Source organism: Variovorax beijingensis, from assembly GCF_003951285.1.
GTDB classification, from domain to species: Bacteria; Pseudomonadota; Gammaproteobacteria; order Burkholderiales; family Burkholderiaceae_C; genus Variovorax; species Variovorax beijingensis.
In genome coordinates, this window is record NZ_RXFQ01000004.1 from 1 (window position 1) to 25,509 (window position 25,509).

Below are 25,509 nucleotides of genomic sequence, written 5' to 3' on the forward strand. Positions count from 1 at the left end.
ACCGATTCCGAGGTGCTCAACATCGGCGCCAACATCCGCTTCGACGACGACGGCCCGACGGTGACCGCGATCTCCGACCTCACCGGCGCGAACGACGGTCTGCCCATTGCGGGAACCTACAACTTCTCCGTGGGCGCCGACGACGTGGACAACGCGTCGACCGACGGCATCGTGCTCAACAGCCTGACCGGCACGACCGGCGGCGGGCGGCCCATCACCGATGCGGCCGTCTCGCACTTTGCCGAGGACGCCACCACGGTCACCTACAACTTCAGCTTCAACTACTACCCCGGGCCCACGTCGACCACGACGCAGGCGGCAACCGGCACGGTCGTCTTCAACAAGACGGACGGTACTTTCGCCTTTGATCTGAATCAGCTCATCGGTGGACAAACGACGTTCTCCACGAGCTCGCCGCTGGCCTCCTTCAACTACGACACGGAAGGCAACAACTCGCCCGAAATCGTGGTCCAGCAGTACAGCAGCGACTTCTTCGGCGTGCTGTCCGCCAGTTCCGCCAGGCCTCCGAGCGACTCCGGCGATCTGATGTCGGGCAACGATCACGCGTTCACGACGGGCGAAATCTTCACCAGCGAGAGTACGGCCTTCGTCAATGTCGCAACCGACACCCTCGGCGTGAACTCCGACACCGTCCAGGCTGGCGAGCTGCTGAACTTCGACTTCTACAGGTCGAATCCCGTGAGCAACCCCGCTTCGACGAGTCCGCCGCAACAGCCCGGCGCGGCCATTGTCGGTACGGACAAGGCCTATGCCGATGCGATCAACATCACGATCGATCAGATCACGGACGGCGAAGACGTAGCCATCCTGTTGAAGTTGTTCGATGCGTCGACCAACACTACCACGACCCGGCTGCTGATCGCCAACTCTGCGGCGGACTATCAATCGGCCGGAGGGGGCACGAAGATCGTCAGCATCGGCGAGGACGACTACGACAGCGCCATCTACCAGATCGCGGGCGTGCAGGTCCTGAGCAGCACCGAAGACCTCACCGGCACGGGCATCAGCCTGAGTACCCATGACACGGTGAACCTGACGGCAGCCGGAATGAACTATGCCGATACGGCGGACAACGACGTGTTCAAGATCATCAAGATCGACGTGATCACATCGACGACCATCAATTCGGATGTGGACCTGAACTTTGCAGGCCAGCTGATCGACGGCGATGCCGACTACGCGAACTTCGACTTCGATGTCCACCTGGAGATCGATGGCATCGCCAACCTGATCGGCACGACCAACCAGCCAGAAGCGATCGCGTAGCGGGCTCCATTCCAGGCCAAGGGGGCGGCAGAAAGGCCGCCCCCTTCTCACCTGGCACGCGGCCAGGTGTACAAACGCAAGAGTCTGCTCATCGGGCATTTGCCACTCCATCGCTTGCAATTAGATCGCATGCGATGTATCATCCGGCCCATGCCCGCCAAGCAACCCTTCAGCCCATCCGCCGACGCCCCCCAAGGTGACGCGCTGGCGCTGGATGAACAGCTCTGCTTCGCGCTCTATTCGACGATGCTGAGCCTCAACAAGGTGTACCGCGGGCTGCTGCGCGACCTGGACCTCACCTACCTGCAATACCTCGTCATGCTGGTGCTGTGGGAGCAGGACGGCATCAACGTGTCCGAGATCTGCGCGCGGCTGTCGCTCGAAACCACCACCCTCACTCCCCTCCTCAAGCGGCTCGAGGCGCGCGGCCTCATCCGGCGCGTGCGGTCGGCAACGGACGAACGGCAGGTGATCGTGTCGCTCACAGCCGAAGGCCGGGCACTTCGCGGCAAGGCCAAGGCCCTTCCTTCATGCCTCGCGCAGGCCATGGAGCTGCCGCCAAAGGACATCGTCAAGCTGCGCACGCAATTGCGAACGCTGCGTTCCAACCTCGACAGGAACGCGTGATGGCCTGCCACATCCGCCTTCCTGCCTTTTTTTCTCATTTATATCGTATGCGATATTCATACGAGCGATAGTTTTAACCATCAATTACCACGACGCCAAAGAAGGAACGCACCATGTCCGCAAACAGCAAGAATCTCACCGCCACACCAACCCGCCGCAGCCTGCTGGCCGGCGGCGCCTCCATTGCAGCCGGAGCCCTCGTGGCGACCGGCTTCTCCAAGGCGGCATCCGCCGCTTCCACTGCCGCGCCGAAGGCCGGCGCGGTTCACGCCTCTTCGAAAGGAAAGCAGACCATGAGCAACACCATCGTCACCAAGGACGGCACCCAGCTCTACTACAAGGACTGGGGCTCCGGCCAGCCCGTCGTGTTCAGCCACGGCTGGCCGCTCAATTCCGACAGCTGGGAATCGCAGATGCTGTTCCTGGCATCACTGGGCTACCGCGCCGTGGCGCACGACCGCCGCGGCCACGGCCGCTCGAGCCAGCCCTGGAACGGCAACGACATGGACACCTACGCCGACGACCTGGCGACGGTGATCGAAACGCTGGACCTGAAGAACGCCATCCTGGTCGGCTTCTCGACGGGCGGCGGCGAAGTGGCGCGCTACATCGGCCGCCACGGCACCAAGCGCGTGGCCAAGGCCGCGCTGATCTCGGCCGTGCCGCCGCAGATGCTGAAGACCGCCGCCAACCCCGGCGGCCTGCCGATGGAAGTGTTCGACGGCCTGCGCGCAGCGCAGCTCGCCAACCGCTCGCAGTTCTACAAGGACTTGCCCTCGGGTCCCTTCTTCGGCTTCAACCGGCCGGGCGCCAAGGTCTCGCAGGGACTGATCGACTCGTGGTGGGCGCAGGGCATGCTCGGCGGCCACAAGAACACCTATGACTCGATCAAGGCCTTCTCGGAAACCGACTTCACCGAAGACCTGAAGAAGTTCGACGTGCCGACGCTGATCATCCACGGCGACGACGACCAGATCGTGCCGATCGGCGCTTCGGGCCTGGCCTCGGCCAAGCTGGTGAAGAACAGCAAGCTCATCGTCTACCCCGGTGCACCGCACGGCCTGACCGACACGCACAAGGACAAGTTCAACGCCGACCTGCTGGCGTTCATCAAGTCCTGAGCGAGGGGCGGGCCTCTGTCGGGCCCGCTCTCCTCACGCTTCGTCGTACCACCGGTTCTTCGCCAGCATCACGCGGTGGTGCCCGTGCCCCGACGGCATCATCGGAAAGCAGTTCTCCTGCGCCGCGACCTGCACGTCGAGAAAGAACGGCCCGTCGCTCGCCAGGCACTCGGCCAGTGCGGCTTCGAGTTCGGCAGGCTCCGACACACGGTGCGCCCCCCAGCCGAAAGCCTTGGCGAGCGCCACGAAATCGGGCAGCGCCTCGTTCCAGCTGTGGCTCAGCCGGTTGCCGTGGTTGAGCTCCTGCCACTGCCGCACCATGCCCATGTAGCCGTTGTTGCACAGCACCAGCTTGACCGGCGCGCGGTGCTGCACGGCGGTTGAAAGCTCCTGGATGTTCATGAGCACCGAGGCATCGCCGCTCACGCAGACAGTGAGCGCGCCGGGGTGGCCGATCTGCGCGCCGATGGCCGCGGGCAGACCGTAGCCCATGGTGCCGGCGCCGCCTGACGTGAGCCAGCGGCGCGGGCTGTCGAAGCGCAGGTACTGCGCGGCCCACATCTGGTGCTGGCCCACGTCGGTGGAGACGATCGCGTCGCGGCCCGCGATGGCGCGCTGCAGCGACGACATCAGCTGCTGCGGCAGGATCTCGTCGGCGCGCGGCGCGAAGCGCAGGCACTCCTGGGCGCGCCAATGCTCGATGCGCTCCCACCACGGCGCGAGCCGCCCGGGCGCAAGGCCTCCGGCCGGCAGCAGCGCGAGCACTGCGTCGAGGATCGCCGCGCAGTCGCCCACCATGGGCACGTCGACCTTCACCACCTTGTTGATGCTGCCGGGGTCGATGTCGATATGGATCTTGCGCGCATGCGGGCAGAACTCGTCGAGCTTGCCCGTCACGCGGTCGTCGAAGCGGGCACCGACGCACACCACCAGGTCGGCCTCGTGCATGGCAAGGTTGGCTTCGAGCATGCCGTGCATGCCCAGCATGCCGATGAATTTCGGGTCGGACGCGGGGAAGGCGCCGAGGCCCATCAACGTGAGCGTGCAAGGCGCCTGCAGGCGCCGCACCAGCTGCGCGAAGGCCTCGCAGGCGGCCGGCCCCGAATTGATCAGCCCGCCGCCGCCGTAGAGCACGGGCCGGCGCGCGGTAGAGAGCAGGTCGGCCGCGCGCTGCAGCATGGCCTTCGGCGGCAGCGCCGCCCTGCCCGTGCGCAACGCGCGCAGCGGCTTCGGCGCGGCGCCGTGCGCAAGGCGCATGAGCTGAACATCCTTCGGCACGTCGAGCAGCACCGGCCCCGGCCGGCCCGAGGCGGCGATCTCGAGCGCGCGGCGCACCAGCGCCGGCACGTCGTCCGCTGTGCGCACCTGCTGGTTCCACTTGGTGACGGGGCGCGACATGCCCAGCGCATCGCTCTCCTGGAAGGCCTGCGTGCCGATCACCGCGGTCGCGACCTGCCCGCTGATGCAGAGCACCGGCACCGAATCGCTCATGGCGTCGAGCAGCCCCGTGATGGTGTTGCCCACGCCCGGCCCCGAGGTGACCAGCACCACGCCCACGCGCCCCGTGCTGCGCGCATAGCCCTCGGCCGCATGCACCGCGGCCTGCTCATGGCGCACCAGCACATGGCGCAGCCGCGGTTCGCCGTGCAGCGCGTCGTACAGCGGCAGCGCGGCGCCGCCCGGGTAGCCGAAGATGGTGTCGACGCCGCACGCGACCAGCGTGTCGAGCAGGGCCTCGGCGCCGTTGCGCACACGCACGGCGGGGCTGGGAGCCTCGTGGGCTCCGGGGTGGAGGGCCAGGGAGGACGGAAGGGGAAGGTCGAGCAGTCGCATGCCGTCGATTCTTCCGGTTCTGATGCAGAATTTGCTTCTTTCTTTTGGCTATTTCGACCCAATTCATGAAAACTCTTCGAAAAACAGCCTCCAATGAAGAAGGATCTTTCGACAAGATCGACATGGCGATCCTGCGGGTGCTGCTGCTCGACTCGCGCAAGACCCTGCAGGAGATCGGCAACGAGGTCGGCCTGTCGCCCACCAGCTGCTGGACGCGCATCAAGAAGCTCGAAGCCCATGGCGTGATCAAGCGCTACACCATCGACGTCGACCCGGCCAAGCTCGGCTACCACGATTCGGTCATCGTCCAGGTCACGCTCGAAAGCCACACCGACGAAACGCTCTACGACTTCGGCCGCGTGCTCGCGACCATTCCGGAGATCCAGGAGGCCTACCTGGTGTCGGGCGACTACGACTACTACATCCGCATCGCGGTGCGCGACACGCGCGACTACGAACGGCTGCTGCGCGAAAAGCTCTACAAGATCCCGGGCATCCGCCACAGCAAGTCGCACTTCGTGCTGCGTGTGCTGAAGGAGACCAGCGTGCCCGTGATCTGACCGGGGGGGCTGGGTCAGCGCACGAGCCATCCGTTGATCTCGTCGATGACCTCCGTCTTGGGACCGCCCGCCAGCGCCTGCAGCCGTATCCGCGACATCAGGTAGACGAAGCGGGCCTGCGCCAGGTCACGCTGGGCGGAGACCTTCTACTGCTCCGCGGTCAGCACGTCGGGCAAGGTGCGGCTGCCAGCCTCGAACGAGCGGCGGTTCGAGATGACGACCTGCTCTGAGGAACGCACTGCCTGTTCGAGGGCCCTGACGCGGAGGACGCCTTCCGTCACGCCGCGGAACTCGCGATGCAGCCGCACCGCGAGGTCGCGGCGCAAGGCCTCGAGGGCCTCTTCTGCACGCAGCTGCCCTGCGATGGCCTGCCTCACGGCAGAACTCACATGGCCGCCCGAATAAAGAGGAATGCTGAGCTGCAAGCCGATGGACTTGTTGCTGTAGCGGGTCTTGATGTTGTTGATCGTGTCGCTGTCGTTGCGGGACCACTGGACGATGGCGTCCAAGGTCGGGTAGTGGCCGGCTTGTGCCTTCTCCAACTCGTATTTGGCCGCTTCCACCTGCGCGACGAGCGACTGGAGTTCCGGGCTGTTGATTTCGGCCCGTTCGACCCAGTCTTCCAGCCTATCGGGCGACGGCCGGACGAGCCGCATCCTGGACGAGTCCAGCGGCGCCAGCCTGTCGATCGGACGATTGACCAGGCTCTGGATCTGCCTGCGTGTGAAGTCCAGGTTCTGGCGCGCCTCGAGTTCCTGCGCCAGGTTGAGGTCCAGCGCCGCACGTGCTTCGTCGATGTCGGTGCGCGTGCCGAACCCTGCGCCAAGCCGCTTCTGCGCGGCGTCGAACTGGGTCGTGTAGGCGGTCTTCTGCGCCAGCACCAGCGCAAGATGTTCCTCGGCCAGGAGCGCCTCGAAATAGGCGCCGCTCACCCGAACGCCGACGTTCTGCGTTTCGCGTTCAAGCGTTGCCTCGGCGTCGTCGACCTGCGCCTGCGCCTGGCGGTAGTCGGCCATCTGGTACATGCGGAAGATGGGTTGCCTCAAGGTCAGCGCCTCGCTGCGGCTGGTGTAGCGCAGGTCGGCCGTGACGAGTTGCCCGGAGGCATCCGGCGAAGTTCTTTCCAGCCAGTTCCGATAGCGCGAGACGCTCGCCGACAAGTTGGGAAGCAGTTGCGCCCGGGCCTGCGGCAAGCGCTCGCGCCGGGCGTCCGTGGCAGCCCGCACCGCCCGGATCGTCGAGTCTTGTTCCAGTGCTTCCCCATAGGCCTGCGACAAGTCGAGCGACCATGCCGGCCCGCAGAAAAGGCCGGCGGCCGCAGCGAATGCCAGCAGGTTCTTCTTCACCTTCATTCTTCCGTCATCGAGGCAGCGATGCGCTTGGTGAGCGGATGCAGAAGGTAGACGAGCAGCGAGCGCTCCCCCGTCTTGAAGACCACCTCGACGGGCATGCCCGGCTGCAGCGAACGTTTGCCGAGCTTCCTCAGCCCTTCCTGCGTCACGGCCACCCGCGCCAGGAAATAGCTCGCGTTGGTCTGCGGGTCGACCAGCAAGTCGCCGGAGACCGACACCAGCTTGCCCTGCACCACGAGCTGCGGAGAATGGGCAAAGCTCGAGAAGCGCACATCCACCGGTATGCCGGCGCGGACGCGGTCGATCAAGTGAGGCGGCACCCTGGTCTCGAGCAGCAAGGGCTCGTTGGCAGGAACCACGTCCATCAGTTTTTGTCCCGGCGCGATCACGCCGCCAACGGTCTGCGCCACCAGCGCCACCACCTGCCCCGAAGCGGGCGAGCGGATCTCGGTGCGGCCCAGTTCGTCGCGCAAGGCGACGAACTTCTCGAAATCTCCAAGCACTTCGCGGCTGACTTCGGCCTGCTGGGTTTCCACCTCCTTGTGGTACTCCTGCTGCCTCGCAATGGCACGCTGGCGAAGCTCCGCGATCGACCGCCGGGCCCGGCCCATGTTGCCGATGAGTTCGGCAATGAAGGTGTTCGATTCGGCAACCTGGCGTTCCATCTCCAGCTGGCGATTGCGCGGGGCAAACCCTTCGCCGACCATCTTGCGCGTCTGGCCCAGTTCTTCGTTGAGAAGCGACAACTGGGTTCGGCGGCTGCCCAACATGCTTGAATAGGCTTGAGACAACTCCTGCTGGCCCTGGATGTTCTCTTCAATCGATTGCAGGTCGGCGCGCAAGGCGGCGCGGCGCGACCTGAGCAGTTGCTCCTGGTTGAACATCTGCTGCCGGATCAGAGGGTCCGAAGCGGCCGCCTGCAGGTCCGGATGAAAGTCGATGGTGTTCTGGCCGGCCTGTTCCGCCAGCAGCCGGCTCTGTATGGCACGAAAACCCAGATACCGCTGCCGCACGGTCTCGAAGCTCGCCCTGGCCGCGGCATCGTCGAGCTTGAAAAGCAACTGGCCCTCCTGGACCTGATCGCCCTCGCCCACGCGCACCTCCTTGAGGATGCCGCCGATCTGGTGCTGGACCGCCTTGCGCTTGGTGTCGATGGCCACCTGCCCCTGGCTCGGCACGCCCTCGTCCAGCGGAGCAAATGCAGCCCACAGCACAAAGCCGCCGAATCCGGCAGCCAGCGCCCACGCGCCGATGCGCCCTGCACGGCCGAACTCGTTCCCGAGGCCATTTGCATCGTCCTGCGACGGATCGTTGTCCTCGACCGGCACGGGGTTGGAAGTGACGTCCCTGAGAAGATTCGGTCTGGCCATTTGAAGCTCCCGGAGATGAATCGATGACTGGAGGAAGGCGCCGGCTCAAGCCGACTGCACCACCAGGGCCGCCGTTCGCACCGCAGGCTGCGGGCGACGGAAAGACGCGAGCACGGCATCACGCGGCCCGTCCGCGGCCAGTACGCCATCGCTCAGAACCATGAGGCGGTCGGCCACGGAAACCGCGCCTTGGCGGTGCGTCACCAGGAACACCGTTTTTCCCTTGGCCTTCAACTGCCGTATGGCGCACACCAGCGCGGCCTCCCCGGCGTCGTCGAGGTTGGCATTCGGCTCGTCCAGGACAATGAGCGACGGGTCGCCATAGATCGCACGCGCCAGTCCGATGCGCTGCCTCTGCCCGCCGGAAAGCAGGCTGCCTGCGTCGCCGATGGGGGTGTCGTAGCCTTTGGGGAAACGCAGGATCGTCTCGTGCATGCCGGCGCTGCTTGCGGCCTCGATCACCTTGTACGAGTCGGTCTCGCCGAGCCGCGCGATGTTTTCGGCAATGGTCCCGCCGAACAACTCCACGTCCTGCGGCAGATAGCCGATATGCGGCCCCAGCTCCTGACGATTCCAGCCACCGATCGGCACCCCGTCGAGCAGCACCGAGCCGGAAGATGCGCTCCAGATGCCCACCATCACCTTTGCCAGCGTCGACTTGCCCGAGCCCGAAGGGCCCAGCACCGCCACCACGGTTCCTGCGGGAACCGCAAACGAAATATTCTTGAGGATCGGTGTCGCTCGCCCCGCGGCCCCTGCAGAGACAGCTTGCAAGCTGATGGTGCCGGTCGGCCCGGCCCGGGAAGGGACACGGTCCTGCTGCGGAAATTCGTCCAGCAGTCTTTCGAGGCGCTGGAAGGCGCTGCGGCAAGAGACAAAGCCACGCCAGGTGCCGACCAGCTGGTCGATCGGCGCCAGTGCGCGGATCATCAGCACGTTCGCCGCAATCATGGCGCCGGGCGACAACTGGCCATCGATCACCAGCAGCGCGCCTGCCCCCAACGCGAGCGATTGTTGGCTGTAGCGTATGAATTTGCTCCAGCCGGCAACGCGGTTGATGGCGCCCTGCGCCAAGGCGCCCTTGTCCATGGAGGCCGCATGCTGGCGATTCCAGCGCCTTTGCAGATTGGCGACCATGCCCATCGATTCGAGCACCTCGACGTTTCGAAGCTTGCTCTGCAGGTCGCCCATCGTCTCGCCCGCGGCTTTGAGGACCTCTTCCGACGGCGCGGCGGTCTGCCTCTGTCCAAACCAGGCCAGTGCCGCCTGGACCAGCGCGAACCCCAGCGCGAGGACCCCGAGCCAGGGATGAAGAAAGAAGATCACCGTGATGTAGATCGGCGTCCAGGGCGCATCGAAGAGCGCAAAGACGCCCGGGCCGGTGAGGAACTGGCGGATCTGGCTGAGGTCTGCGAAGGGCCTGGACTTGCTGGAAGCCGACTGGCCGAGATAGGCCTGGAAGCTTCCGTTGAACACCCGGGTGCTCAGTTGCCGGTCGAAACGCAGGCTGGCCCGCACCAGGAGGCGCGAGCGCAGCCATTCCGACAAGGCCAGCGCCACGAAGAGGAGCAGCGTGATCAAGGACAGCGCGAGCAAGGTCATCTCGCTTTGGCTGGACAGCACGCGATCGAATATCTGCAGCATGTAGAGCGTCGGACCGAGCATGAGCAGGTTGGCCAGGAAGCTCAGCGAGCCGACCAGCAGGAACTCTCTTCGGAACCCCCAAAGCGCGCGCGCCAGTTCGCTGCGGCTGAAGAACGATGGCTTGTTCATGGCTGTGGCCTCGCCTCTGGCGCCACGCTCGCGGCGTTTGCCGCCTTGCGCAAGCGGTCCATCGCCTGCTCGCCGGCTTGCCGCAGCGCGGCCAATACGTCGTCGCGTGCGCCGAACCCCTGCATCGCGCCATCGCACAGCACCAGCATCTTGTCGGCCACCGCCAGCACGCTGGTGCGGTGCGTCATGACGACGAACGTGGTGCCGCGCGCCTTGAGTTTCAGAATGGCGGCCGTCAATGCGGCGTCGCCGGCATCGTCGAGGCTCGAATTCGGTTCGTCGAGCACCACCAGCGCGGGCTCGCCGTAGAGAGCGCGCGCCAATGCAACCCGCTGCCGCTGCCCGCCCGACAGCACCGTGCCTTCAGGCCCGACGGGGCTGTCGTAACCCAGCGGAAGGCTCGTGATGCAGGCGTGCAGGTCGACGGCCAGCGCGGCCTCCTTGACCTTCGAAGGCCGCACCTCTCCAAAGCGTGCAATGTTTTCGGCCAGGGTGCCTTCAAGCAACTCCACGTCCTGGGGCAGATAGCCGATGTGCGGACCGAGCTCGGCCTTGTCCCACGCGAACACGTCCGCGCCGTCCAGCCGCACCTTGCCGCTTGCCGCCGGCCAAAGCCCGACGATGAGACGCGCCAGGGTCGTCTTTCCCGCGGCAGAGGGCCCCACGACGGCAAGCACCTCGCCGGGCAACAGGCTGAAGGCCACGTTCTTCAGGATGGCCGAGCCTCCGCCTGGAGCGCCTGCAACAAGGCTTTCGACTTGCAGCGCGCCTTTGGGCGGCGGCAAGGGCATCGTCTGCGGCCGCGGCGCGATGGCGCTCAACAGGCTGCCCAGCCGCTGCCATGCATCCCCCGCGTGGACCACCATGCGCCATTGCGCGACCAGCAGCACCAGCGGCGCCAAGGCCCGGCCGCCAAGGATGGAGCCGACCACCATCATTCCGGCGTCGCCGTTGAGCTGGTTCTTCAGCAGCAGCCAGGCACCCAGGCCGAGCAACAGCGAACCCATGGCGACTTGCATGAACTTGCTGACGGCCTGGTAGGCGCCGGCGTGGTCCGAGGCCAAGGCCTCTCGTTGCAGAAAATCGCGCCGCTTGCCCATCCAGCGGCGATGGACGTCCCGCAGCATGCCCATCGACTCGATCACCTGCGAGTTTCGCAGCGCCGCATCCGCATACTGCTGCGCTTCGATCGCGCATCGATTGGCCGACACCAGCGGCGGCCGCGTGTTCCGGTCGTTGAGCCAACCGACGAACACCTGCAGCAGCGAGCCCACCACGGCCGACCAGCCCAGCACGGGGCTGATGGCGAACATGAGCCCCATGAAGACCAGCGCCACCGGCGCTTCCATCAGCGCCAGCAGCGGCGGTGAATACAGGAACTCCCGCAAGGTGCGAAGGTCGTTGAGCGGCTGCACGGTCCCGCCCGGCAAGCGCTTGAGACCGGCTTCGAAGATGGCGGCGAACACGCGGTTGCGCAGCTTCTGATCGAGCTTCTGCCCGGCCCGGTACATCACTTCGGCGCGCGCCCAGTCGAGCACTTCCATCAGGCAGTAGGCGGCCAGCACCAGCAGGGTCAGCATGGCCAGCGTGAGCGTGCTGCGGCTGTTCACGACCCTCCCATACACCTCGAGCATGTACGCGCTCGGAGCCAGCAAGAGAAGGCCCGAGCACACGCTGAACCAGGCCGCCCGCACGAAGTAGGCGTTGAGCGCTGTCACCGCCTGGCGCAGTTCGCCGGGCTTTTCCTGAGGTTTCATGCCACCTCGCAGATTCGACAATTGACACGCCTGGCCACAGGCCAAGTGGCAAGGGGCAGCATTGCCGCTGCCCTTGCCGAAGAGCTCGCTACGCAATGGCCTCCGTTTGCTGGGTGGTGCCGATCAGGTTGGCGATGCCATCGATCTCCAGGTGGACATCGAAGTCGAAGTTCGCGTAGTCGGCATCGCCGTCGATCAGCTGGCCTGCAAAGTTCAGGTCCACATCCGAATTGATGGTCGTCGATGTGATCACGTCGATCTTGATGATCTTGAACACGTCGTTGTCCGCCGTATCGGCATAGTTCATTCCGGCTGCCGTCAGGTTCACCGTGTCATGGGTACTCAGGCTGATGCCCGTGCCGGTGAGGTCTTCGGTGCTGCTCAGGACCTGCACGCCCGCGATCTGGTAGTTGGCACTGTCGTAGTCGTCCGTCCCGATGCTGACGATCTTCATGCCTCCTCCGGCCGATTGATAGTCCGACGCAGAGTTGGCAATCAGGAGCGTGGTCGTCGTGTCGGCGCTGTTCGTCTTGCCGACCAACTTCAGCAGGACAGCCACGTCTTCGCCATCCGTGATCTGATCGATCGTGATGTTGATCGCATCGGCATAGGCCCTGTCCGTGCCGACAATGGCCGCGCCGGGCCGTTGCGGCGGACTCGTCAGGTTGGGATCACTCACCGGATTCGACCTGTAGTAGTCGAAATTCAGCAGCTCGCCGGCCTGGACGGTGTCGGAGTTCACGCCGAGGGTGTTGGTCGCGACATTGACAAAACCCGCGCTTACGCTGTTGAAGGTCTCGCCCGCCGTGAACACGTGATCGTTGCCCGACACCAGGTCGCTGGTGTCGCTCGGAGGCGTGGCCGCCCTGGCGGACAGCACGCCGAAGAAGTCGCTGCTGTACTGCTGGACCACGATCTCCGGCGAGTTGTTGCCTTCCGTGTCGTAGTTGAAGGAGGCCAGTGGCGCACTCGTGGAGAACGTCGTTTGTCCACCGAAGACCTGGTCCAGATCAAAGGCGAAAGTACCGTCCGTCTTGTTGAAGATGACCGTACCGGTTGCCGCCTGCGTCGTGGTCGACGTGGGCCCGGGGTAGTAGTTGAAGCTGAAGTTGTAGGTGACCATGGTGGCGTCCTCGGCAAAGTGCGAGACGGCCGCATCGGTGATGGGCCGCCCGCCGCCGGTCGTGCCGGTCAGGCTGTTGAGCACAATGCCGTCGGTCGACGCGTTGTCCACGTCATCCGCACCCACGGAGAAGTTGTAGGTTCCCGCAATGGGCAGACCGTCGTTCGCGCCGGTGAGGTCGGAGATCGCGGTCACCGTCGGGCCGTCGTCGTCGAAGCGGATGTTGGCGCCGATGTTGAGCACCTCGGAATCGGTTGCGGTGTCGCCATCGCCGTCGGTGACCGTCACGGTACTGGTGAGGGTGATCAGCGTGTCGGCCAGCGTGGCCTCCTGGTCCGCGTAGTTGGACCCCACGCCCGGCAGCGCATGGTCGATCTCGGCAAACTGCTGCAGCGTCACCGAACCGGTGCCACTGACTGTGACGTCGAAGATGGTGTTGCCGGCCGTGATGTCGGCTTCAGTAGCGGCCGTCGAACCGATGACCGTGCCGGCCACCACGTACAGGTAGATGGTGGCGCCGTCGCTCTTGAGCCCGGAGTCGCCGCCCTGCGTGGCCACGCCAAGCGCGAAGCTGGAGACGGTGGTGCCCGCCCCGTCGGCGCCATAGCTGCTCGACGTCACGCCGAAGGCGGTCGAGAAGTCCTCTGTGGCGGAGTCGGTGGCGGCGCCGATGGTGTCGGCGTCCTGCGTGTTGAGCACTGCCGTGTCGATGGGCGCGGCCAGCACGACGGACGGGCCGTCGTCGTCGAACTTGATGTTGGCGCCGATATCGAGCAGCTTGAAGTCGCTCGCGGTATCGCCGTCCTGGTCGGTGATCGTCACCGTATTGCTGAGCGTGACCAGGTCGTCGGCCATCGTGGCCTCCTGGTCCGCGTAGTTCGACGACGCCCCTGGAAGTGCGTGGTCGATTTCGGCGAACTGCTGCAGCGTCACCGAGCCGCTTGCGCTCACGGCCAGGTCGAAAATGGTGTTGGTGGCAAGAATTCCGGCTTCCGTGCCGGATGTCGAACCAATGACCTTGCCGCTCACCAGGTACAGGTAGATGGTCGCCCCATCGCTCTTGAGCCCCGAGTCGCCACCTTGCGTTTTCACGCCCAGCGCAAAGACCGGGTTGGTGGTGCCCGCCCCATCAGCGCCATAGCTGCTCGACGTCGTGCCGAAGGCGGTCGCGAAATTCGTGGTGGCGGAGTCGGTGTTGGCTCCGATGGTGTCCGCGTCCTGCGTGTTGACCACCGCGGTGTCGGTTGGCGTCGCCAGCGCGATGGACGGGCCATCGTCCTCGAAATTCATCTGCGAGCCGACCTCTGCCGTTGCGCTGGAAACCTGGAGCAGCCTGAACCCCCCGATGTCGAAGTCCGCGTGGGTGTTGCCCGAGGCATTGAGGGCCGCCCCGTTTTCGACGAGTACGCGGTTGTGGTCCGCCGACGTCGTGTATTCGATCGAGTAGCCGGCCTTGACGCCGGTGATCGTCGCAACGCCATCGGTGATGCTGATGGCGATGGCCGAACTCAGTCCGCCCTCGGCGCCGTTCGAGAAGGTCTCGAGAGCCGTTCCGGTGACGGAGTCGAGCACGCGCACGCTCGTGATCGAAACCATCGTATCGCCCGCATAGCCGTCGATGAAGCTGTTGCCGGACTCAACCGCCGTGCTGTATGCGGTGACCTTGACCTGGGCAGTCTTTCCGCTTTGCAACTGCACAACGTCGAAATCGGCAGTCCTCGCGCCGAACATACCGGTGAAGTCGATGTTCGACTCCAGATCGGCCTCGTTCTGGTCCAGGTTCGGAATGGTGACGTCCGCCCTGGCGCCGGTCACGAACGTGAAGCGGATGCCCTCCTGCTCGGTGATCATCTGGCTGTTGGTGCCGAACGTGGTCGGCCCGCCGGCCTTGCTGGTGTTGATCGTGTCACCGGTGTTGATGCTGACTCCGGTCGATTCATTCGCCGGGTCCTTTCCCGTCGCGATGATCGTCACGTCGGAAATCCGGCCGTTGACGATCGTCGGATTGGCCGTCGTGAACATCAGGAACAGGTTCTGGCCAGATGGCGCGTCTGAGAGGTTGAACTCCGTATCCTGGCTGACACTGACGAAGACCTTGTTCAACAGGTTGACTGCATCGTCGGGGTTGGCGGCATCGGGGTTCGCCATCGCTTCATACTGGACCATCCAGATCTTGGCGCCCGTCACCGGGCTTCCCGTTTCCTCCAGGTAGGCCGCGAACACGACGACACCGGCGGCGGTCTTCCCGTAGACGACGTTGTTGTTGGTCGTGTCGGTGTACAGGAAGATGTCTTCGCCGTCGGCGGTATTGAGGCCGCTGTCCAAGCCATTGAGCGGAGCGCCGTTCGCGTCCGTGAATGCCATACCGGTGAAAGCGCCGGTCCCGCTGAGCGTGATTGCGTTGGTGCCGCTGTTGCTCCCGTTGTAGCCACTCAAGGCGGCCTTGGTTGGGGCTCCCGCACCCACGGCGGTCAGGCGGGTGGTGAAGGCGGTCGGCAGCGAAGTTGCGAGGATGTCATTGTCGTCGGCGTCCCCCGCAGGTGTGGGAGTAGCGGCAGGGTTCTGCAAACCGGTGGTTTCGTCCAGAGTAACGGTCGAACCAGGTGTCAAAGTCAGCGGCATATTCGCTCCTTCTTGTCAGGAAAAATACGGCCGACAGAGAACAGCGCAACTCGAGATGAACTGCGTTCGCTGGCAATTGACCAGGTTCACGTATCGGCAAAGGGGAAACGATGCTGAACCGCAGGCCCGCGCACTGTCCATAGGTCGAAAGTTGTCACCCAAAGGATGACGCGCGGCGCCGGCCATCGCGCTTTGACCCGCCCTACATCTCGATACCTTGCAGCGCCAGGAACCATTCCGGACAAGCTTGTAGCCATTTATCATTAATTCGAAGCTGCATTCAACAGGTCCTCCTGAGGAAAACATGGAGCAAGTCCCACGCCCGTCTGCGAGGCTGGGCTCTGCGTGGAACGCAGATCCGCAGCCATCGGCGCAAGACTCTCGCGCGCTGTCGCCGTTCGCGCTCCCCGCGTTGAGCAGGTCGAACTGTTTTCAACCCGCTTGTCCGCAGATCGCATCTCCCGCGCCGGGCACCGCATTCGAAGCTGGTGTTCCGGTTCTGATTGCCACCTGCCCAAGCCGCGCATCGGCGCTGCACGGACTCGGCTTGTTGGCCTCGAGGCATCGGTCCGGGCGGATGTACCAGGTCGAGCACGCGGAGATAAACAGTCTCTCCGACCTGGAAACCTGCTGCCGGCAGCACGCGCCTCGTCTGCTGCTCCTGGACATCGCGTTGATTTCGCCAGAGGCTGTCGGCAGATTGGACGATCTGCGCCGCCACTTTCCCGCCACCGACTGGCTGCTCGGCTGGGAGCGGCCTTCGACCCAGGGCCTGGATGCAGCGATCCGGATCCAGGCCCGCGGCTGCGTCGAGTGGACGGCGAACGCGGAGCAACTCGCTCAATCGCTGGATGCCGTACTGGCAGGCACCTTGGGCTTTCCGGCTCCGGTATTGCAGGCGCTGTATCTGGCCGTGCTGCGATTGATGGCAGCCGGCGGACGGCCGGCATGCAGTGCAACTTCGCCCGCAGTCAAGCTGACCGCACGCGAGGACGAGGTGCTGTCGCTGATGCACCGGGACATGTCCAACAAGCAAATCGCCGAGCGACTCGGGATCAGTGTCAACACAGTCAAGAAGCACCTTGCCCATGTGTCCGCGAAGCAGGGGCGGCACAGTCGGCGCTGGCATCTCGCCCGGCCCGGGCTCGTCGGACCGGTTCCGGAAAGATCCATCTCGCATCTCGAGCCGGCGCCCTCGCCTCTCCCCATGGAGAAACTCAAGATGGTGGCCGCATCGAATGTCTCGCGTGATGCGGGCTACTTCAAGAACGTGACCGGGGGCCAGCTTCCGCGGATCTCCTATCACCTCGGCGGAGCCACCGACAACGAGCTGCTTGAAACTGCTGCGTCGAAGATCGACGCGCATCTTTCCTGCTACGCCGGATGGCCCAATGCCTTCTCGGCGGTGCTCGCAATGAAGAGCGCCTTCGAGGTCCGGGGCAAGTAGCCATCCGGACCGCCGAGCATCCGCAAGCGCCTACAGGCTTGCGGCGATCCGCTCCCGCAGCCAGCGATGCCCAGCATCCCGATGCCGCCGCTCGTGCCACAGCATCGCCATCTCGTAGCCCGGCACTTCCAGCGGTGCCTCCACCACGCGCAGCCCCGGCGCGCCGCGCGCCAGCCGCTCGGGCAGCATCGCGACCATGTCGGTGCCGGCCAGCACGGACATCATGAAAAGGAAGTGCGGCACCGACAGCACCACGCGCCGCGCCAAGCCTTTTTCCGCCAGTGCCTCGTCGGTGGGGCCGACGAAACCGCCGCCGCCCGGTGACACCACCATATGCTCCAGCGCGCAGAACTGCGCAAGCGTGGGCCGGCGCTTCAGGCGTGGATGGCCTGTGCGCCCTGCGAGCACGTAGCGCTCGTTGAACAGCACCCGCCGGTGCAGACCGGGCGGCGCGCCCACGCTGGTGTGGAAGAACAGGTCGATCTCCCCCTGCTCCAGCTGCCGCGCCATGCGCGAGGGCACCGCCTCCACCACGGCCAGCCGCGTGTGGGGCGCGGCCGCGCGAAGCCCGGCGAGCGCCGGCAGCAGGATCGCCGATTCGGCATAGTCGGCCGCGGCGACGCGCCAGGTGGTGGTCGCCCCGGCGGGGTCGAAGGGTTTTGTGGGCGCCACCGCACGGCCCAGAGACTCCAGCGCTTCGCGCAGCGGCTCGCGCAGTTCGTCGGCGCGCGCGGTGGGCCGCATGCCGCGCTGCGCGGGCACCAGCAGCGGATCGTTGAACACCTCGCGCAGCCGGGCGAGCTGCACGCTCACCGAAGGCTGCGACAGGTTCAGGCGCTCGGCGGCGCGGGTCACGCTGCGTTCGGCCAGCAGCACGTCGAGCGTGAGCAGCAGGTTGAGGTCGAGCCGCTTGAAATTGTCCATCGCTATTCCTGGAATCCTGATTATTCATTTCCAATATAGCTCGGCAACTCCTAACCTGCCTGCATCTTCATCCGACGAACCATGCAGCCATGAAAATCCTTCTTGTCCACGCCCACCCCGAAGCCCGCTCGCTCAACGGCTCGCTCAAACAGTTCATGCTCGAACGCCTCGCCAAGGCCGGGCACGAGGTGCAGGTGTCCGACCTGTACGCCATGCAATGGAAGGCGACGCTGGCCGCCGACGACTTCACGCACCTCGCGCCCGGCGCGCCCTTCGATCCCGTCACCGATTCGCTGCGCGCCTTCGAGGCCGGCAACCAGCGCGAGGAAGTCGCCGCCGAGCAGGCCAAGCTGCTCTGGGCCGACACCGTGATCTTCCAGTTTCCGCTGTGGTGGTACACGATGCCGGCCATCCTCAAGGGCTGGGTCGACCGTGTCTACGCCTACGGCTTTGCGTACGGCGTGGGCGAGCATTCCGACACGCACTGGGGCGACCGCTTCGGCCAGGGCGTGATGGCCGGCAAGCGCGCCATGCTGGTGGTCACGACCGGCGGCTGGGCCTCGCACTACAGTGCGCGCGGCATCAACGGCCCGATGGACGACCTGCTGTTTCCCATCCACCACGGCATCCTCTACTACCCCGGCTTCGAGGTGCTGCCGCCCTTCGTGGTGTACCGCACCGGCAAGGTGGATGCCGCGGCCTATGCGCGCATCACCGACGACCTGGGCCGCCGGCTCGATACGCTGGCGACCACCGAGCCGATCCCGTTCCGCCCGCAGAACGCCGGCGACTACGAGATTCCCGCGCTCACCCTGCGCGACGACATCGCGCCGGGCGAGACGGGCTTTGCGGTGCACGCCGCGCCTGCCGGCAGGAACGCTCGCTAGGGCAGCACCGGATTCGCCGCCGCATTGGCAATGGCCGCATCCGCATCGGCGCGCAGCAGGAAGCGCCTGGCGACCAGATCGTCGGCGGCGGCGGTCAGGGCCCCGACGTAGCCGGCCTGGTCGGTGTAGCGCTCCTGCAGCGACGGCCGCGGATCGCCGCTGCCCGAACGTTCGGCCGCCGTCTTCGCAAAGGGAAAGTACGCGCCGAACAGCCCCGCGAGGTCGATGGTGCCCGGCTTGCTGGTGTAGTTCCAGCCGGTGTTGGTGCCCACCGGCACTGCCACGTCGAGGCTGCGGATGCCCGCGATGTCGTTGCCGTCGGCGTCCACCTGCGGCACGAGGACGGCATAGTCGCGGCCCAGGTAGGCCGGCGGCACCTGCGTGGCAATGCCGCTCTCGTCCTGCGGCCGGTAGTTCGGTCCCCAGTCGAGCAGCGAATAGGTGTTGACCAGGCCCGTGTAGTTCGCGCCCGGAATGGCCGGAAACTTCAGCTGCTGCGGGCGCACCAGCGTGGCGTCGGCCAGCTTGGGCACCTGGCTGTCGGGCGGCGTCGTGCCCTTGACGACCCAGTCCTCCAGGTTCTGGTGGAGCGCGCGCACCACCGGCACCACGCCGGCGTTGGCGTTGGTGGCGTAGAGCGCCCCCGCGCTCGCGCCCGACAGCGAGGGAAGGCCCAGCAGGTGGTGCGTGCTCGCGTAGTAATAGATGCGCGCGTTGTCCGGCTGCACGAGGTCCGCCGTGCCCCAGGCATCGGTCAGCAGCGGCGAGCCCTGCAGCACATAGAACTCCGTGCCGCTGAAGCCGATGAAGAGCTTGGGACAGGTGCCGCTCGCCTCGCAGCGCGACAGGATGCCGCCGCGGCGCTGCGCCACGTCGTCCACGTAGTCCTTCGAAAGGCCGCGCGTGCCGGCCTGGCCGAAGGCCGTGTGGTCGGTGCGCACGCCCCCGCCGCCGCCCGGAATGGCGAAGCGCATGTTGATGTTGGTCTGCCGCGCCGCGATCTGCGCGAACACGCCGTCGAACACCTTGCGTCCCGCGAGGTCCTGGTTGAAGCCCAGGTGCACGAAGGTCTTCATGAAGTTGCCGCACTGCGACACGCCGGAGGCGATGGTGTTCCTGATGGCGGCCGCCACCGGGTTGGCGGTGCCCGCGGCGTCGCTCGTTTCGCGATGGAAGAAGGCGATCATGTCGCGCACCGCCGCGAGGCCCAGGCCCATGACCTTCGGGTCCTTCGCGACGTAGACCAGCTCGTACATGTAGGCCGGGTCCCATTTGTCCCGAAGGCACACGTTCGTCTCGTCGGGCGTGCCGGGGAACGGCGCGGCGGCGCTGCACTTGGCAAATTTCCAGTCGCTCGCGGGAATGAGCTGGCGCGCATCGGCTTCGTTGACGCGCCGCGTGAGCACGTAGCCGGGCCGGGTGTTGTCCAGGCTCGCCGTCGCATAGGCCTGCATGGCCGCATTGAACGGGCCGCCGGGCAGCGGCAGCGAATCGTTGGTGGCCGCGGTGGGCAGCAGTTCGGCGCGGTAGGTGCCGGTGATGGTGCTGCCGTCCGCATTGCGGGCCACGGGCACCTGGAGCGTGAGCTTGCCCGCCGCGGCCGGTACATCGCCCTGCCAGGCGGCCGTGAGGAACACATAGCCGCGCGAGGCGAAGTACGGATCGAGGTTGACGATGTTGCCGCGGTTCGGCGCGTCGTAGCGCAGCACGCCGTTGGCCTTGCCCATGTCCTTGGGCTTGAAGAGCACGAAGTCGGCGCTGTACTCGACCTTGCCGTTGGCATTGAGCGGCGCGAGCGACAGGTCTTGGATGATGGCGTTGTGCGCGTCCTTCGGGTCGACCTCGCCGGTGAAGGTGCCGGTGATCTTCTCGTAGGAGCCGATGCTGCCGAAGGTGCCGGCCACGTCCTCCGTCTTCGAGATGGCGAGCTTGAACTTCGGTGCTTCGGCGGCCACCGGCGGCGGCGCGGTTGCGGCCGGCGGCGGCAGCACGAAGCCACCGCCTCCGCCACCACTTCCGCCGCATGCGCTCAGAAAAAGGGCGGCCGAAGCCACCGCGGCAGCCAACAGGCTCCAGCGTTTCATGGTTTGTCTCCTTCGTTGTGGTGTCTGCGCGGTGCCGATCCCCGCTGCGGCCGGCGCGCGCCCTACTCGGCTTCGATGCCGGCGGCCTTCACGATGCGGCCCCACTTCTGCGACTCGGCCGTCTGGAACTTCGCGAGTTCTTCGGGCGAGGTGGTGAACACCTCGGTGCCGGTGGGTTCGTAGAAAGCCGTCTTCGCGGACTCGCTCTTCGCAGCCTTCACCAGCAGCTCGTTGAGCCGCTTGACCACGGCCGGCGGGGTCTTCGCTGGCGCATAGGCCGCGAACCAGTAGCCCATCTCGTAGCCCTTCACGCCGGCCTCCGAAATGGTGGGCACGTCGGGTGCGAGCGGGGAACGCGCCGCGCTCGAAACGCCCAGCGCGCGCAGCTTGCCGCCCTTCACCTGCGGCAGGCCGGTGGCCGCGTCGGTGATCATCATGTGGATCTGCCCGCCCAGCAGGTCGGTGACGGCCAGCGTGTTGCTCTTGTAGGGCACGTGCAGCAGCTTGATGTCGGCCATCTGCTGCAGCAGCTCGCCCGCCATGCGGCTGGACGAACTTCCGCTGCCGAAGCTGTACTTGCCCGGCTCCTTCTTGGCGAGCGCCACGAACTCGGCCACGCTCTTGGCGGGGAACGACGGATTCACCACCATGATCTGGCCGCCCTTGCCGAGTGCGGTGATGGGCGCATAGTCCTTCACCGGGTCGTAGGGCAGCTTCTTGAACAGGTGCTCGTTGGCAGCATGCGTGGTGTTGGTGGTGATCAGCACGGTGTAGCCATCGGCCGCGGCCTTGGCCGCCTGCTGCGAGGCAATGAAGCCGCTCGCGCCGGCCTTGTTGTCGATCACCACCGGCTGCTTCGTTTCGGCCGTGATGCTGTTGCCCAGCGCACGCGCGATCTGGTCGGTGGCCGTGCCGGCCGCAAAGGGCACGACGAAGGTGATGGGATTTTCTGGAAAGGCTTGTTGCTGCGCATGGCCCAGCAGCGGCACCAGGGCCAGCGCGGCAGCCGAAAGGGTCAGGGAACGTCGTTTCATTGTTTTGTCTCCGGAGGGATGGGTAAGGAAAAAAGGATGACCGCTATGGCCCTGTCAGCAGCGGCGCCAGCGCGCGCGGCACGCGGATGGGCATGTCGAGCAACAGGAAAGACAGCGCCTTGCCATGCGCGTCGAGGTTCAGCGCATCGTTGACGCCGCCGTCGAGCACCGCGTCGAGCACGAAGTTCATCGCATGCAGCCGGGGCAGCAGGAAACGCTGCACCCGTGCCGGTGCGCGGTGGCGGAACTGCATCGACACGCGTTCGGGCGTGAGCTGCTCGGCCAGCAAGGGGTAGAGGTCCGCGTGCCAGGCAATCACGCTGATGTTGGAGCGGTCGCCTTTGTCGCCGGTGCGGCCGTGTGCCGCGCGGTAGAGCGGCACTTCGATCATGTCGTCGGTCGATGTGTTCATGCCAGGGCCTCCGCGCCGAGCAGTTCGAAGCGCACCGGCACCGCCTCCCGCGGCAGCAGGCACGACAGCGTATTGAGCCGTGGCGTGAGCGCGGTGCGCACGCCGCCGCCGCCCGCGGGTCCGCAGGTGTAGAGCGCCACGACTTCGCGCGCCAGGCGCTCGGCCTGCGCGCGCTGCGCATGCGTGGCGGCCACGCGCAGGCGCACGTCGCGCAGGCCGGTGTCGGGCGTGTCCGCGAGCATGCGGCCGGCATCGTCGCCCAGGATGCTCAGCGCGCCGATCAGGTCCACGCGCAGCGCAAGCCCGTCGAGCCGCTTGCGCAGCACCTCGCCCGCGAGCCGCGCACGCGCCTCGGCACGCGGCCCCGCGTAGGAGATTTCGCCCTCGGCGAGCCAGCCGCCTTCATGGCAGACGTTGACCTTGTAGTGGCTCGGCCGCGCGTGGCCGCGCACGCCGGAGAGTTCGACGCGGTCCCTGCCGGGCAGCGCGCGCACCTCGGCTTCGGCGATGTCGGCCACCACGTCGGGCGTGAGGTAGGCGCTCGGGTCGTGCACTTCGTAGAGCAACTGCTCCTTCACCGTGGCTTCGCTCACGAGCCCGCCGGTGCCATCGGCCTTGCCGATGGTGCAGTGGCCGTCGGCGTCGATCTCGGCAATCGGGAAGCCCACCGCGTCGAGCCCTGGCACATCCTTGTAGCCCGGGTCTGCGAAGTAGCCGCCGCACACCTGCGCGCCGCATTCGAGCAGGTGGCCCGCCATGGTGGCGCGGCCCAGCCGGTGCCAGTCGTCGGCGCGCCAGCCGAAGTGCGACATGGCGGGGCCGACCGCGAGAGAAGGATCGGCCACCCGGCCGCACACCACGATCTGCGCGCCGGCATCGAGCGCGGCGGCGATCGGCTCGGCGCCGATGTAGGCATTGGCGCTGACGATGCGCAGGCCCTCCATCTGCGCGCCCAGCGTTTCATGCAGCAGCGTACGGTGCGCGGGGCCGGAGAGGTCGTCGCCCTCCACCACCGCGATGCGCGGCGCATCGGCGCCGAGTTCGCGCGCCATGCGGGCGATATGGCGGGCTGCGGCGCGCGGATTGGCCGCGCCGAAGTTGCTCACGATGCGGATGCCGTGCGTGAGGCAGCGCGCCAGCACGGGCCGCAGCATGGCGTCGAGCAGCGGCTCGTAACCTGCGTCAGGGTTGTCGCGGCGTCGCAGCTGGGCGAGCGCGAGCGTGCGCTCGGCCAGCGTCTCGAAGATCAGGAAAGCGCGCTGGCCCGCGGGGCCGCCGGCGAGCCGCGCGATCAGCGTGTCGACCACCGGCCCGGCCGCATCGGTGCGGTCGCCGGAGAATCCGGCTGCGCAGCCGATCAGCAGTGGAGGCGGTGCATTGGCATTCATCAAGGCGGACTGTAGGCAGGCCGCCGTCATCCGTAAAATCGAAAATTCGGATCAATTGATCCGAATTTCAGATCATTCGAAGAATCTCACTGAGCGAGCCGGATGCCGCGCTTGGCGATGATCGCGCCCCACTTGCGGCCCTCGCTGTCGATGAACGCGCTGAATTCTTCGGCAGACCCGCCGCCCGCCACCAGGCCCTGGTTGGCCAGCAGTTCGCGCACGGCGGGCTCCTGCAGCACCGTGTTCACATCGGCGTTGATGCGGCGAACGACATCAGGCGGCGTGCCGCTCGCGGTGAACAGGCCGTTCCAGGCCAGCGCTTCGAAGCCCGGATAGCCCGACTCCGCCACCGTGGGCAGGTCCTTCATGAGTTCGGAGCGCTTCGCGCTCGTGACTGCGAGCAGCTTGATGCGCTTGCCCTGGATGAGCGGCAGCAGTGCTGGCGCCACGGTGAACAGCGCCTGCGTGTCGCCCGCCGCCACCGAGAGGCCCGCGGGCGGCGACCCGGCATAGGGCACGTGCACCGCCTCGATGCCGGCCACGCCGCAAAACAGCTCCATCGTCAGATGCGATGAACTCCCCGCGCCCACCGACGCATAGCTGAACTGGTGGCCCTGCTTCCTGGCCCACGCCACGAACTCCGGCAGCGTGCTGGCCGGATTGCCGGCCTGCACCGCCAGCACGTTGGGCTGCGAGGTGGTGAGCACGATCGGCAGCAGGTCGCGCGCAGGCGCATACGGCATGCGGCCGTACATGTAGGGGCCGAAGGCGATCGGCCCGTTGAAGCCGATGCCCAGCGTGTGGCCGTCGCCCGGCGCCTTGGCCACGGCGTCCATGCCGATCAGGCCGCCCGCGCCGGCCTTGGTCTCGATGACGATGGGCTGCTTCCACATGGGACGCAGCCGGTCGGCCAGCGTGCGCGCGATCAGGTCGAGCGAACTGCCGGCGGGCGCGGGAACGATCACGCGCACCGGCTTCGTCGGCCACTCCTGGGCGGAGGCGGCCATCGCCGATGCGCAGGCGAGGAGGAAGGCTGCGAGCTTGCTCTTGTTCATTTTCAATCTCTGCTGAGCCCGCAACCTTACATCGGCGCAAAAAAACCGGGCCCGCTTTCGCAGGCCCGGCCTCCTTTCTCGGACCCCCGTCCTTGCGGACGGGTTGCTTGCAATTACAGCGGCAGCGCGTTGCCGCGTGCGGCAGCATAGGCTTCGGCCCGCACCGCCGCGCGATCCACCGCACCGGCGGCGATCGGCGCAGCGCCCGACGAGGCAGCTTCGGCGTACGGGTCGGGCGCGCGCGCAGCGGCCACCGCTTCGGCACGCACGGCATCGCGGCTGTTCATCGCAACCGGCGGATAGATCGGGCCTGCATCGGCGCCCGTGGCATAGGGATCGCCCGTGTGCGCGGCCACCACGGCCCCGGCAGCCACGTCGGCGCGGCTCTCGGCGGAGGTGGGGGGATGGACGCCGCCATAGGTTTCGGCATGGGCGGCACCGGCGACGGCCGCGAGGGCCACCGCGATGGCGCAGAGGTGCTTGGAGCTGGAGACGGTCATTCGGATTTCCTTCGATTCAATGAATGGATGGAGGGAGGCTTCGGACCGTTCTTGCTTTTTTGGGGTGGTCCGTGAAATCGATTCTGCGACGGCATCCGAGTACCAGCCCCTGGAAAAGGGAATCCCGGCAATCGCGACGTGGAAACAGCCGGCCGCTCTTTGAAGCGATGGGCGAAAGCTGCTAGCGGCCGGCCGGCGCAGGGGCGCACACGCCACACGGCACTTCACAGCGCGCGGCAAGGCCGCTACATTCGACGCCTCGACAAACAACCCGGATCGGAGGTATGCGATGGAAGACACAGCTATTCATTGCCCCGCTTCCGGACGGTTTGTCGGTTCTTCGAAGAGTTGCT

At 66.2% G+C, this 25,509-nt stretch carries 18 protein-coding genes and 1 pseudogene; 6 read left to right on the forward strand and 13 right to left on the reverse strand.

Annotated features, from left to right (window positions below; translation table 11 throughout):
- The 3 genes and pseudogenes from EJO66_RS07420 to EJO66_RS07430 form a co-directional block, all read left to right on the forward strand.
- Positions 1 to 1,287, forward strand: a pseudogene (locus EJO66_RS07420) (hypothetical protein); the annotation flags it as partial.
- Between the two features lie 150 nt (positions 1,288 to 1,437).
- Positions 1,438 to 1,914, forward strand: a complete 477-nt coding sequence (locus EJO66_RS07425; protein WP_124962289.1) for a MarR family winged helix-turn-helix transcriptional regulator — start codon at positions 1,438 to 1,440, stop codon at positions 1,912 to 1,914.
- Positions 1,915 to 2,027: 113 nt separating this feature from the next.
- Positions 2,028 to 3,035, forward strand: a complete 1,008-nt coding sequence (locus EJO66_RS07430; protein ID WP_164547784.1) for an alpha/beta fold hydrolase — start codon at positions 2,028 to 2,030, stop codon at positions 3,033 to 3,035.
- 33 nt (positions 3,036 to 3,068) lie between these two features.
- Here EJO66_RS07430 and ilvB read toward each other — a convergent pair whose 3' ends face one another.
- Positions 3,069 to 4,868 (reverse strand): biosynthetic-type acetolactate synthase large subunit, encoded by a 1,800-nt coding sequence (gene ilvB / locus EJO66_RS07435; protein WP_125964854.1) that lies wholly within the window; start codon positions 4,866 to 4,868, stop codon positions 3,069 to 3,071.
- 65 nt (positions 4,869 to 4,933) lie between these two features.
- Between ilvB and EJO66_RS07440 the strand changes: the two genes are divergently transcribed.
- Complete coding sequence (locus EJO66_RS07440) at positions 4,934 to 5,428, forward strand: Lrp/AsnC family transcriptional regulator (protein WP_206168836.1); 495 nt, start codon at positions 4,934 to 4,936, stop codon at positions 5,426 to 5,428.
- A 146-nt stretch (positions 5,429 to 5,574) separates the two neighbouring features.
- Here the strand turns inward: EJO66_RS07440 and EJO66_RS07445 are convergent, their stop codons facing one another.
- The 5 genes from EJO66_RS07445 to EJO66_RS07465 form a co-directional block, all read right to left on the reverse strand.
- Positions 5,575 to 6,774 carry a TolC family outer membrane protein gene (locus tag EJO66_RS07445; protein ID WP_240648530.1) on the reverse strand — a complete coding sequence of 400 codons (1,200 nt, stop codon included), beginning with the start codon at positions 6,772 to 6,774 and terminating at the stop codon, positions 5,575 to 5,577.
- Positions 6,775 to 6,776: 2 nt separating this feature from the next.
- Positions 6,777 to 8,150 carry an HlyD family type I secretion periplasmic adaptor subunit gene (locus EJO66_RS07450; RefSeq protein WP_125964855.1) on the reverse strand — a complete coding sequence of 458 codons (1,374 nt, stop codon included), beginning with the start codon at positions 8,148 to 8,150 and terminating at the stop codon, positions 6,777 to 6,779.
- A gap of 45 nt (positions 8,151 to 8,195) precedes the next feature.
- Positions 8,196 to 9,923 (reverse strand): type I secretion system permease/ATPase, encoded by a 1,728-nt coding sequence (locus EJO66_RS07455; RefSeq protein WP_125964856.1) that lies wholly within the window; start codon positions 9,921 to 9,923, stop codon positions 8,196 to 8,198.
- Complete coding sequence (locus EJO66_RS07460; protein ID WP_125964857.1) at positions 9,920 to 11,680, reverse strand: type I secretion system permease/ATPase; 1,761 nt, start codon at positions 11,678 to 11,680, stop codon at positions 9,920 to 9,922. The genes EJO66_RS07455 and EJO66_RS07460 overlap by 4 nt, the downstream gene beginning before the upstream one ends.
- A gap of 88 nt (positions 11,681 to 11,768) precedes the next feature.
- Positions 11,769 to 15,425 carry a beta strand repeat-containing protein gene (locus EJO66_RS07465; RefSeq protein WP_125964858.1) on the reverse strand — a complete coding sequence of 1,219 codons (3,657 nt, stop codon included), beginning with the start codon at positions 15,423 to 15,425 and terminating at the stop codon, positions 11,769 to 11,771.
- Between the two features lie 577 nt (positions 15,426 to 16,002).
- Here EJO66_RS07465 and EJO66_RS07470 point away from each other — a divergent pair.
- Entirely contained in the window at positions 16,003 to 16,872 is an 870-nt protein-coding gene (locus EJO66_RS07470) for a response regulator transcription factor (protein ID WP_164547785.1), read from the forward strand.
- Between the two features lie 30 nt (positions 16,873 to 16,902).
- On the opposite strand, the gene EJO66_RS07475 is transcribed toward EJO66_RS07470, so the two are convergent.
- On the reverse strand, positions 16,903 to 17,796 hold the full coding sequence (locus tag EJO66_RS07475) for a LysR family transcriptional regulator (protein WP_124959506.1): 894 nt from the start codon (positions 17,794 to 17,796) through the stop codon (positions 16,903 to 16,905).
- Positions 17,797 to 17,885: 89 nt separating this feature from the next.
- Between EJO66_RS07475 and EJO66_RS07480 the strand changes: the two genes are divergently transcribed.
- Positions 17,886 to 18,683: an NAD(P)H-dependent oxidoreductase gene (locus EJO66_RS07480; protein ID WP_125964860.1), complete on the forward strand. Its 798-nt coding sequence runs from the start codon at positions 17,886 to 17,888 to the stop codon at positions 18,681 to 18,683.
- On the opposite strand, the gene EJO66_RS07485 is transcribed toward EJO66_RS07480, so the two are convergent.
- The 6 genes from EJO66_RS07485 to EJO66_RS07510 form a co-directional block, all read right to left on the reverse strand.
- Positions 18,680 to 20,767 carry an alpha/beta hydrolase domain-containing protein gene (locus EJO66_RS07485; protein ID WP_125964861.1) on the reverse strand — a complete coding sequence of 696 codons (2,088 nt, stop codon included), beginning with the start codon at positions 20,765 to 20,767 and terminating at the stop codon, positions 18,680 to 18,682. The genes EJO66_RS07480 and EJO66_RS07485 overlap by 4 nt on opposite strands.
- Positions 20,768 to 20,829: 62 nt before the next feature.
- Positions 20,830 to 21,801 (reverse strand): Bug family tripartite tricarboxylate transporter substrate binding protein, encoded by a 972-nt coding sequence (locus EJO66_RS07490; protein WP_125964862.1) that lies wholly within the window; start codon positions 21,799 to 21,801, stop codon positions 20,830 to 20,832.
- A 43-nt stretch (positions 21,802 to 21,844) separates the two neighbouring features.
- Entirely contained in the window at positions 21,845 to 22,213 is a 369-nt protein-coding gene (locus tag EJO66_RS07495) for an AtuA-related protein (protein ID WP_125964863.1), read from the reverse strand.
- Positions 22,210 to 23,601 carry an acyclic terpene utilization AtuA family protein gene (locus EJO66_RS07500; protein WP_125964864.1) on the reverse strand — a complete coding sequence of 464 codons (1,392 nt, stop codon included), beginning with the start codon at positions 23,599 to 23,601 and terminating at the stop codon, positions 22,210 to 22,212. The genes EJO66_RS07495 and EJO66_RS07500 overlap by 4 nt, the downstream gene beginning before the upstream one ends.
- A gap of 86 nt (positions 23,602 to 23,687) precedes the next feature.
- On the reverse strand, positions 23,688 to 24,656 hold the full coding sequence (locus EJO66_RS07505; RefSeq protein ID WP_124959501.1) for a Bug family tripartite tricarboxylate transporter substrate binding protein: 969 nt from the start codon (positions 24,654 to 24,656) through the stop codon (positions 23,688 to 23,690).
- Between the two features lie 113 nt (positions 24,657 to 24,769).
- Entirely contained in the window at positions 24,770 to 25,156 is a 387-nt protein-coding gene (locus EJO66_RS07510; RefSeq protein ID WP_125964865.1) for a helicase SNF2, read from the reverse strand.
- Positions 25,157 to 25,509 lie beyond the last annotated feature (353 nt).